This window comes from Marinomonas sp. ATLA20 (assembly GCF_057180105.1).
Genome location: NZ_JBXUKU010000034.1, coordinates 1 through 649, shown reverse-complemented (window position 1 = coordinate 649; position 649 = coordinate 1). Strand labels below are relative to the sequence as shown.

Sequence of the window (649 nt, the reverse complement as noted above, 5' to 3'; positions counted from 1 at the left end):
GAGACTGTAACTAATTTTGTGTAACTGCCTATCACAACATATTCTATTGAGAATTAAGGATAGGTAGATGCAAATGAACAAAAAAGAACTTGAAGCGTTCGCAAAAGAAGCCGCCAAGGGAATTAAAACTCCTGAGGATCTCAACGAATTTAGCCAAATGCTGAAGAAGATTACCGTTGAAGCGGCATTGAATGCAGAAATGGATGACCATCTGGGTTACGAGAGACATCAAAAGTCCACCTCAACCAATAGTCGTAATGGCAAGAATAGCAAGCGCATTAAGACGGAAGATGGTGAGTTTGAACTGGATACGCCTCGTGACCGAGAAGGCTCTTTTGAACCCAAGCTGGTCAAAAAACACCAATCCCGATTCACTTCTATGGACGATAAAATCCTGTGGCTCTATGCGCAAGGCATGAGTACCCGAGACATCGTCAATGCCTTCGATGAATGGTACGGTGCCGAGATATCTCCAACACTGGTATCACGCGTTACCAATGCGGTCATTGAGCATGTGACTGAATGGCAAGCACGCCCTTTGGATACCATCTACCCCATTGTGTATCTTGATTGTATTGTGTTGAAAATCCGCCAAGATAAGCGCGTCATCAATAAATCGATCTTCTTGGCACTCGGTATCAACACTGAA

1 protein-coding gene is annotated in these 649 nt (G+C 43.9%); it reads left to right on the top strand.

Annotated features, from left to right (window positions below):
• Positions 1-73: 73 nt before the first annotated feature.
• A partial coding sequence (locus AC2A4J_RS20310) for an IS256 family transposase (protein WP_484177290.1) occupies positions 74-649 on the top strand: 576 nt, incomplete at its 3' end.